This window comes from Acidithiobacillus sp. IBUN Pt1247-S3, from assembly GCF_041146875.1.
Taxonomy (GTDB): Bacteria; Pseudomonadota; Gammaproteobacteria; order Acidithiobacillales; family Acidithiobacillaceae; genus Igneacidithiobacillus.
This window is the reverse complement of the sequence record NZ_JBFRXP010000018.1, coordinates 50492-60030: the sequence shown is the minus strand read 5'-3', so window position 1 is coordinate 60030 and position 9539 is coordinate 50492. Positions and strand designations below refer to the sequence as shown.

9 protein-coding genes are annotated in these 9539 nt (G+C 57.9%); all 9 read left to right on the top strand.

The window, feature by feature from the left end; genetic code table 11:
• Positions 1 to 718: substrate-binding domain-containing protein (locus AB4090_RS12045; RefSeq protein WP_369574126.1), on the top strand; the 718-nt coding region annotated here is incomplete at its 5' end.
• A gap of 11 nt (positions 719 to 729) precedes the next feature.
• Entirely contained in the window at positions 730 to 1485 is a 756-nt protein-coding gene (locus tag AB4090_RS12040; RefSeq protein ID WP_369574125.1) for an ATP-binding cassette domain-containing protein, read from the top strand.
• Positions 1478 to 2434, top strand: a complete 957-nt coding sequence (locus AB4090_RS12035) for an ABC transporter permease (protein WP_369574124.1) — start codon at positions 1478 to 1480, stop codon at positions 2432 to 2434. The genes AB4090_RS12040 and AB4090_RS12035 overlap by 8 nt, the downstream gene beginning before the upstream one ends.
• 49 nt (positions 2435 to 2483) lie before the next feature.
• A complete protein-coding gene (locus AB4090_RS12030) occupies positions 2484 to 3941 on the top strand; it encodes a hypothetical protein (protein ID WP_369574123.1) in 1458 nt (485 codons plus the stop codon).
• A gap of 23 nt (positions 3942 to 3964) precedes the next feature.
• Positions 3965 to 5245, top strand: a complete 1281-nt coding sequence (locus AB4090_RS12025) for an ABC transporter substrate-binding protein (protein ID WP_369574122.1) — start codon at positions 3965 to 3967, stop codon at positions 5243 to 5245.
• Positions 5246 to 5315: 70 nt separating this feature from the next.
• A complete protein-coding gene (locus AB4090_RS12020) occupies positions 5316 to 6206 on the top strand; it encodes a carbohydrate ABC transporter permease (RefSeq protein ID WP_369574121.1) in 891 nt (296 codons plus the stop codon).
• On the top strand, positions 6206 to 7048 hold the full coding sequence (locus AB4090_RS12015; protein ID WP_369574120.1) for a carbohydrate ABC transporter permease: 843 nt from the start codon (positions 6206 to 6208) through the stop codon (positions 7046 to 7048). The genes AB4090_RS12020 and AB4090_RS12015 overlap by 1 nt, the downstream gene beginning before the upstream one ends.
• A 3-nt stretch (positions 7049 to 7051) precedes the next feature.
• Complete coding sequence (locus AB4090_RS12010) at positions 7052 to 8167, top strand: ABC transporter ATP-binding protein (RefSeq protein ID WP_369574119.1); 1116 nt, start codon at positions 7052 to 7054, stop codon at positions 8165 to 8167.
• 24 nt (positions 8168 to 8191) lie between these two features.
• Entirely contained in the window at positions 8192 to 9520 is a 1329-nt protein-coding gene (locus AB4090_RS12005; RefSeq protein WP_369574118.1) for a sugar porter family MFS transporter, read from the top strand.
• Positions 9521 to 9539 lie beyond the last annotated feature (19 nt).

Below are 9539 nucleotides of genomic sequence, written 5' to 3'. Positions count from 1 at the left end.
TCACCTTCTGGGTGAAGCTCTCGATAAGCTTATTCTACCAGAAAGGCTTGCAGATCGGGGCCTTATCTATCTATCTCTTAGCAGCAATCGCGGATTTAGGGTTCCCGCGGTAGAAAAGGCCAATGCGGCGCACATCCCCGTAGTATTTATTGACCGCAAGGCGGATGCGGGCCATGCCATCGCCTATTTTGCCTCAAAAAATACCGAAGCCGGTGCCAAGGCCTGCCAATTCCTCGCCAACCGCCTGCATGGCAAGGGAAACCTGTTTATGTTGCTGGGAATTTCCGGGGCCTCTGCCACCAATGAGCGGACGGCCGGCTGTGACTCCGTCCTGCAGCACTACCCCAATATCCACGTCGTCGCCAGACAGTCCGGCCATTTCAGCCGGCTCGGCGGACTGACGGTCATGCGCGAAGTCCTGATCGCGCACCCAAATCTCAACGCGGTCTACGCCGAAAATGGGGAGATGGCCATCGGTGCCATGCGCGCAGCAGAAGCAGCGGGCCATCTGAAAGGTCTGAGCATCGCCATGATTGGTAGCGGTAGCGCGGGCGAAACCCAACTGGTCAAAGAGGGCAAGATTGCCCTGAGTGTTGCGCAACAGCCGGCGGTGATGGGCGCACTGGGCGTCGAGGCAGGATACAACTACCTAAGTACCGGTACCGTGTTCGTGCCCGTTCCTTTGCACATGGACTACGCCCCCGGCCAGCGCCCGTGAGCACAGCGGCCATGTCAGACCCCGCACTCCTGGAATTGCGCAGCATCGGTAAGCGCTTTGGTGCCGTGTATGCACTACGCGGCATCGACTTGCAGATCCATCCGGGCGAGGTCTTGGCCCTATTGGGCGACAACGGTGCCGGTAAGTCGACCTTGGTGAAGGTCATTGCCGGGGCGCACGCCCCCAGTAGTGGGGAGATGTTCGTGGCGGGCGAAAAGGTGTCGCTCTTCGATCCCCGACATGCACATGACCTGGGGATCGAGACGATCTATCAAGACTTGGCCGTTGCCGAAAATCTCGATGTAGCAACCAATATTTTTCTGGGACGTGAGCGCAAGTCGCGTGTGCTGGGCTTTCTGCCGATTCTCGCGCGGCGCGAAATGCGGCGTGAGGCGGCAACTGCGTTGCAACACTTGGCCATTGAGCTGCCGCTACGACAGGCGGTCGGCGAGTTATCTGGCGGACAACGGCAGGCGGTCGCCATCGCCCGCGCCGCGTACTGGCAAGCGCGTCTGGTCATTATGGATGAACCCACAGCCGCCATCGGGGTTGGTGAGCATGAAGCAATTCTCCAACTCATTCAGAATCTTGCGAAATCCGGTGTGGCCGTGATCCTGGTCACCCACACTATGCCCGACGTCTGGCGGGTGGCAAGTCGAATTGTTGTCCTTACCCGTGGCGAGAAGGCGCTGGAGGGGAAAACCGAGGATTTGAATGAGGAACGTGTCGTACGTGCCATGCTCGTCGGGAGGGAAGCCCGTGCCTAGTGAATTGCGCCATCATCCCGTACTGCAAGCCGTCGTCGATCAGGGCGTGCTGATCGCCTTCCTGCTGCTGATCGTATTTCTCGCCTTCGTAGCCCCGCATTTTGTGTCTACGGCCAATGCCTTCAGTATCTTGATCTACGCCGCCCCCCTGGTCCTCCTCGCCCTCTGTGAATTAGTCGTGATGTTGGTCGCCGGAATCGACCTGGCGGTTGGCGCCATCGCCGGATTTACCGGTGCCATTGCCGCCACCATGATGCTGCAGGGGATCCCCTGGCCAATCGCTACACTGCTCGCCCTCCTCGCGGCAACACTGGCCGGCACCATGCAAGGAATCGTCGTCAACTATTTAGGGGTGACAGACTTCATTACCACCCTTGCCGGGTTGTCGATCTTTTCTAGCCTTACCCTGATCATCACCAATGGCGAGCCCATGAACATCAATGCCAGTGGCTTCAATGCGCTAGCCGAAAGCCACCTACTCGGCGTTCCCACACAAGTCTGGATTGCTGCATTCATCGTGGTCTTGGTCGCACTGTGGCTGGGCCTAAGCGCCTCTGGAATGCACCTCTACGCCATCGGCGGCAATCGCACCGCAGCCTATCGCGCAGGCATTCGCGTGCGGCGCCTGCGGAGCTTCGCTTATGCCTTCTCGGGTCTATCGGCGGGCGTTGCCGGGGTAATTTTGGCGGCGCAACTCGCCACCGCCGATCCCAATGCTGGACGGGGACAAGAGTTACCAGCCATTGCTGCAGTGGTCATCGGCGGCGTTTCTCTCTTTGGTGGCCGCGGTTCGGTCTGGGGGGCCGTACTCGGCGCCTTGATTTTGAGCACCATCCTCGACGGGCTGGTGCTTCTCAATATTTCTCCCTTCTACACCGAACTGGTGGAGGGAATCGTCATTCTTCTGGCGGTCATGATGGGCCACCTGAGAAAAAGGAGCAGCAACTGATTGCTGCACAGGAGGGGAGAACCCCTCGCGCAAAACGGAGGAGTACAAGATGAAAACAAGAAAATCAATGACTACAACACCAAAACTGCGGCACCGCGCCGCCCTCGCCAGCGCGACGCTGGCCGCCACCTTGCTACTGGGTGGCTTTGCCCTGCCGGCCTACGCCAGTAGCCACTCGCTGATTCCCAGCAATAAGGTTTTGGATAACGATCTTGGCGGCACCAAGCTCTCGGCCATGCTGGGTCTGATCAATTTCAGTTACCTCAACCATGGACATACAACGCAAGACACACACTCCCTGGCCCTGGGTGGACACGTGTATTTGCACAGTCCCTCCTATGTTGGCTTGAGCTTGGGTGTTGGCGGCGATTTTGCCACCTGGACCGGCTTTTATCAGCATGAAGACCCTGAGCTCACCGGCCCCTACCCCAGCCACGGCATCGCCATCCTGCGCCTAGGGTACTTGCAATACCATTATGGTCCGGTAGTCGTCCGTGGTGGCCGCGAGTTCATCAACACCCCCTATGCCAACATGGACTATTACACCTTCAATCCGCGCGCATTTACCGGCGTCGCCGCCGTATGGGACGTGCTTGGTCATCCGCAAAATGCGGATTGGGCGGGCAACGGGCCGCTAACCCTGAGTGGCTCGCCGGCCACGGTCAGCGTGATGTTTGCCCGGGAATTTAGTTACGCCAGCCGCTACAGCTCCACCTTTACCACCGGCAACCGCTACACCGACGCCCATACCAATGGCTTCTATACCGTCGGCCTACGTTATCAGTCTCCGTTCCTTGGCAATCATATCGCCGTCCAACTCTGGGACTACAACTTCTATGGCTTTGCCAATATGTTCTATGGACAGGCGAATTTCTCGGCCCCCATCGAACAGAACCTGGCACTGTTGGCTGGCTTCCAAATGATTGCCGAGGGCAATTCCGGCGCGGGTACCAATTTTCTCCAGGCCCTCAATGCCAGTTCCGTCGACGCCCATATCTATGGCGGCCGACTTGGCGTGCAGTTTGGTCAGGAGCACGATACCGTTGCCCTGGTCGGAGACTACAGCCCCATCAACTACAATTCCTTCCGCCATGGCGGCCTGATCCATCCCTACAATGACTTGAGCGGGACGGAATACACCACCACCATGCAAACCGGCATCTCCGATTTCGGACCCGGATACGCCTATGGCATTGCCAGCAATTTTGGCTTTATGCAGCGTAAACTGATGCTCAACGCCAGCTTCATCCGCTATGTGGCGCGCTATGGCTATGGTGGCAGCGCCTATAGCTACAGCGGTGCGTATGGGTTCCCCAGCGGCGAGGCGGTTCCCGATCAAAAGCTCTGGTCCATGGATGTGGGCTTCTCCTACAACCTGGCGAGCTTGCTGCGCGGCTTGACGGTGGCTGACTACACCGACATCTCCGTGGCGCAAAATGAGGCGAACTATCCGCAGTACAAAAACCCGTATTTCAGCAACCGTTTCTATCTGAAATACCACTTCTGAAACGAACAGAGGAGAACACGATCATGAAACAACCCGCAAAGAGGGCACTCGCCCTGGCCATCCTGAGTATTGCTGCCCTAGCAGCAGAGCCGGCCATGGCCGACCAGACTTCCCTGAGTGTCATCAACTGGTGGACCGCTGGCTCCGAGGCCAAAGCAATGAATGTGCTGGTGCAGATGATGAAGACGCAGGGGGTGACCATCAAAAACGATGCCATCGCCGGTGGTGGTGGGGCGCAGGCACGCACCATCCTCAAGACCCGCCTGATGGAAGGAGAGACGCCCGGAGCCGCGCAGATCAAGGGCGTAGAGATCCAGCAATGGGGGCATACCGGCCTGCTCGCCAATGTAGATGCCGCCGCCAAGGCCGGAGAATGGGATAAAAACATCCCGACAGAAATCGACAACTACATGAAATACAAGGGAAACTATGTGGCAGCACCGATGGATCTACATCGCCTGAATTGGCTCTGGTACAACCGTGCTGTACTCGCCAAGGCCGGGATCAAGGCGCCACCCCAGGACTGGAACGAGCTCATTGCTGACCTCGCCAAGGTACAGGCCAAAGGCATCACGCCGATGGCTGGAGGTGGAAATGGTTGGATGATTGCCACGGAATTTGATCCCATCGCTCTGGAAACCGGCGGACCGGCGTGGTACCGCGACGTCTTCGTCAAACTCGATGCCAAGGCCATCGACAGTCCCACTATGGTCAAGGCCCTGGAACGCCTGCGCCAAATCGAGGCCTACACTCCCAAAGCATTGGCGGGACGTACCTGGAACTACGACACCGGCCTCGTTGCCCACGGCCAAGCGGCCTTCCAGATCATGGGCGATTGGGCCAATGGCCAGTTCGAGTTCCTTGGGGTAACCCCCGGTGGCCCCAAGGTCGGCTGCGTCGCGTTTCCGGGTACCGCTAGCGACTTCATCTACAATGTCGATAGCTTCATTTTCTTCCGCCAGCACAGCGAAGCCGGACGCGCGGCGACGATCAAACTCGCGGAAACCATGACCAGCCCCAAGTTCCAGTTGCTGTTCAACAAATATAAGGGCTCGATTCCCGATTTGATGAACGTGTCGCTGAAGGGCTATAACCCTTGTCAATTGAAGTCACGCGCGCAGTTTCTGACGGCGAGCAAGGAGCACAACCTAGTACCGAGCTTCTCGCAGAACATGTCTACTTATGGACCGCCAACCGGTGCCTTCATCGACTCCTTGGATCATTTCTATACCTCCAATGAGACCCCGCAGGCGGCCGCCGAGACCATGGCAAAGCGGGTAGAAGTGGCCAAGAGCCAGGACTAACATACATGGCAAAGCGAAGGCATCCCGACCGGTCGCGGCGGGATGCCTTTCTCATCACGGGGGGTAATGTATGGCACGCACGGTGATGCAGCGCATGGGCGGTAAGGACCAGATACTGGCGGGTCTGATGCTATCGCCAACCGTATTGGCAGCAGTCTTTTTCATTTACGCCTTTATCCTCTGGACGATCTGGCTATCGTTGACCCGCTCGACGATTTTGCCCAGCAACCATTTTGTTGGCCTTGCCAATTATCAGGACCTCTTTGGCAGCAGCCGTTGGTGGCGCTCACTCAGCAACCTGGGTATCTTCGGCGGGCTTTATGTGTTGATTTCTATGGCCATCGGCCTGATTCTCGCCATTTTTCTCGACCAACGAATCCGTGGCGAGCGCCTGTTTCAGGTAGTGTTTCTCTATCCCATGGCGATCTCTGCCGTCGTAACCGGGGTCGCTTGGCGCTGGCTGCTCGATCCCAATTTTGGCGTCCAGGCGATTATTCGTTCCCTGGGATTCAGCCATTTTCATTTTGCCTGGATTGATGATCCTGACCTCGCCATCTACACCGTGGTCATTGCCGCCGTCTGGCAAACTTCTGGCTTCATGATGGCGATATTTCTCGCCGGCTTGCGGGGCATCAGTCCCGACATCGTTAAGGCCGCACGCATCGACGGTGCCGGGACCATGCGTATCTACCGACGGGTGATCCTTCCCAATCTGGCGCCCACCTTTTTCGTCGCGTTCATTCTCAGCGCTGGCCTGGCCATCAAGGCCTTCGGCTTGATCATTGCCCTTACTGGCGGCGGCCCCGGCTACAGCACCAATGTGCCAACGATCTTTATGTACGTCTTTTCTTTCGAACGCGGAGAGATGGGAGTGGGGGCTGCGAGTGCGCTGATCATGTTGGCCATCATGATGATTGTGGTGGTGCCTTTTGTGATTCTCGATGCACGGAGGAAAGCCTGATGCGCCGCTTGTCGATTTACCTCATCCTGGGTACAGCCGCCCTGTTTTTTCTCTTGCCGCTGTACATCATGTTGGTAACCTCCTTCAAAACCATGCCGGAAATCTATAACGATGGCATCCTTGCCCTACCGCATCATCTCGATCTCTATGCCTGGCATCACGCCTGGAGTGGAGCTACCATCGGTGCCAGCGATCAAGGCATTCACCCGTTCTTTTTCAACTCTTTTGAATTGGTGATTCCGGCGGTCATCATCTCCACCGCCATTGGCGCCATCAATGGCTATGTCCTTACCCATTGGCGCTTTCGTGGCGCCAACATCATTTTTTATCTTCTCTTGTTGGGAACAGTATTTCCTTTTCAAATCATACTTCTGCCGATGGCCTGGGTGCAGGGACAATTGCACATTGCCGGCACCTTGATACCCGGTTTGGTAATGGTCCATATTATTTATGGCCTCGCCTTCACTACCCTCTTTTTCCGCAATTACTACGTCAGTATTCCGCACGACCTGGTGCGCGCGGCACGCGTTGATGGTGCAGGCTTCTTTCGCATCTTTTGGCGCGTTATGTTGCCTTTGAGCACGCCCATCATTATGGTGACGGCCATCTGGCAATTCACCATGATCTGGAATAATTTCCTCTTTGGCGTCGTTTTTACCAACAGCGACCAGCAGCCGGTTACGGTTGCCATCAACGATCTAGTAGATACCGTCACCAGTGTGCATATGTGGAATGTCGATATGGCTGCGGCGCTGATTGCTGCCATACCCACTCTGGTGGTCTATTTATTGGCCGGAAAATACTTCGTGCGCGGTCTGACCGGCGGCGCGGTAAAAGGATAAGACATGGGCAAGCTCATATTACGTGATATTCACAAGAGTTATGGCAAGGATGAAGTCCTCCATGGCATCAATATCGAGACGGGAGAAAATCAGTTTCTGGTACTCATCGGCCCTTCCGGTTGCGGCAAGACGACCTTACTCAACATCATTGCCGGGCTGGAGCACGAAAGTGGAGGTGACATCCTGCTCAACGAGCGGCGCCTGAACGGACTCAGCCCCAAGGATCGCGACATCGCCATGGTCTTTCAGTCCTATGCCCTCTATCCCTCGATGAGCGTGCGCAACAATATCCTCTTTGCCTTGGAGAATCGCCGGGTAGCCAAGGCAGAACGCGAACAGATCCTGCTCGACGTCGCACGCTTGCTGCAAATCGAGCACCTCCTTGATCGTCGGCCACGACAACTCTCCGGGGGGCAGCAACAGCGCGTCGCCATCGGCCGCGCCATCGCCCGCCGTCCCACGCTCTTTCTCTTTGACGAGCCGCTGTCCAATCTCGATGCCAAGCTCCGGGTGGAGATGCGCAGCGAGATCAAACGTCTACACCAGCAGTTACAGACCAGCATGGTCTATGTCACCCACGATCAAATCGAGGCGATGACCATGGGCGATCTCATCGCGGTGATGAATGAGGGGGTGATTCAACAGCTCGGTAGCCCGGAGAGCATCTACAACGACCCGGCCAACCGTTTTGTTGCTGGCTTCATGGGCTCGCCCTCCATGAATTTTCTGCCGGTCATCGCGCGCGAGGAGACGCAAGGCCTGTGTCTCCGCGTCGCCGGACCAGAGGGGGATGGTAACCTCCTCCCCCTGCCGGGCAAGCTGCAAGGCGCTCTGCGCAGCCAGTTGGGGCGCCGCATCACCTTGGGGATTCGGCCCGAACAGATCACCGACCCAGGCAGTGCCCGCGAGGGAGAGGCCTTGCACAGCATTGAGCTGAGCGCAGAGCTCCTCGAGCCCACCGGTCCCGATACCTTGGTCTTCACCCGTTTGGATGGCCATTCTCTGGTGGCACGCGTGCATCCCAGCACGCAATTGCAAGAGGGAATGCACACTACGCTCTCCTTCCACATGGAGCGGGCCGTCTTTTTCGATCCCGATAATGGCACGCGCTTGGCGTAAAAGTTTCCGCGACCGGGGCTTGAGATGCGACATACGGGTACCTCCTTTACCCTGATCGCCGGGATTGCGGGGCTGGGTGGCCTGCTTTTTGGTTACGGCACGGCGATTGTTGCTGGCGCCTTGCTCTTTCTGCGCCGCACCTTTGCCCTCGATGCCAGCTCCGCTGGCTTTTTCGTTGCCATCGCGCTGGCTGCTGCTGCCCTGGGTGCCGCCCTCGCCGGCGTACTCGCCGACCGTTTTGGGCGGCGACGGGTAATTGGGCTGGCCGCGTTCCTCTTTGCCCTCGGCTCCTTGCTGGCCGCACTCGCCAACGCCACTCCGCTGCTCTTCCTTGGGCGCGCCTGCTTAGGGCTGGGGATTGGCCTCAGCTCAACGGTCACGCCGCTGTATCTCTCTGAAATTACCGAAGCCCAGCGGCGCGGTGCCATCGTCACCATCAACCAACTGCTCATTACCGTTGGCATCCTCCTCGCCTATCTCGTCAATCTTGGGTTTGCGGAGCTGGCTGGCGGTTGGCGCTGGATGCTGGGGCTGGGGGCCGTACCCGCCGTGATCCTGCTCCTTGGCGTCCTGCTCCTGCCAGAAAGCCCGCGCTGGCTATTGCAAGGCGGACGGGCAGCAGATGCACGCCAAGCGTTGCAGTCCCTACGCAGCGATGGCGGTGACGCGGAGTGGCAGGCATTGGCAAACACCGCGGGGCAACGCGCTCTGCCTTGGCGGGCACTATTGGGCCAACGGCGACCCTTGCAGATCGCCCTGCTGCTCGCGATCTTTCAGCAAATCACCGGCATCAATGTCGTTCTCTATTTTGCCCCCATCATCTTTCATGCCGCAGGCTTCGCTTCAACGGACGGGGAAATCATTGCCACGGTGGGCATTGGCAGCATCAACTTCCTCGCTACCCTGTTGGCCCTGCGCTGGCTCGACCGGATCGGGCGGCGGCCGCTGCTCTTGACCAGCTTCGCCGGCATGCTTGTCAGCTTGCTGATCCTTGCCAGCTGTATGGTTCTGCACGCACAGGGGGCCTTTCTCTATCTGCTTGCCGTGGCGGTAGCCGCCTATGTCGCCTTCTTTGCCATCGGCATCGGGCCGGTATTTTGGCTACTGATCAGTGAGATTTTCCCGACCGGTCTGCGCGGACGCGCCATGGGCCTCGCAACCATCGCCAACTGGCTCAGCAACATGCTCGTCACTGGCGTATTTCTCAACTTGATAGGCTGGCTTGGCGAGGGGCAAACATTTTTTCTCTATGCCCTCGCCTGCCTCATTGCCGGTTACTACACCTGGCGCCGCGTACCCGAAACCCGCGGCCTATCGCTAGAGGAGATCAGCACCTCGTTTGCGCGGGAGTGAACCTTGCGTGTTGCGGAAA

Excerpts from the sequence above, each read along its gene's own strand:
- AB4090_RS12025 (WP_369574122.1), top strand. The coding sequence starts at position 3,965 with ATGAAACAACCCGCAAAGAGGGCACTCGCCCTGGCCATCCTGAGTATT.
- AB4090_RS12030 (WP_369574123.1), top strand. The coding sequence starts at position 2,484 with ATGAAAACAAGAAAATCAATGACTACAACACCAAAACTGCGGCACCGC.
- AB4090_RS12015 (WP_369574120.1), top strand. The coding sequence starts at position 6,206 with ATGCGCCGCTTGTCGATTTACCTCATCCTGGGTACAGCCGCCCTGTTT.
- AB4090_RS12010 (WP_369574119.1), top strand. The coding sequence starts at position 7,052 with ATGGGCAAGCTCATATTACGTGATATTCACAAGAGTTATGGCAAGGAT.
- AB4090_RS12020 (WP_369574121.1), top strand. The coding sequence starts at position 5,316 with ATGGCACGCACGGTGATGCAGCGCATGGGCGGTAAGGACCAGATACTG.
- AB4090_RS12040 (WP_369574125.1), top strand. The coding sequence starts at position 730 with ATGTCAGACCCCGCACTCCTGGAATTGCGCAGCATCGGTAAGCGCTTT.
- AB4090_RS12005 (WP_369574118.1), top strand. The coding sequence starts at position 8,192 with ATGCGACATACGGGTACCTCCTTTACCCTGATCGCCGGGATTGCGGGG.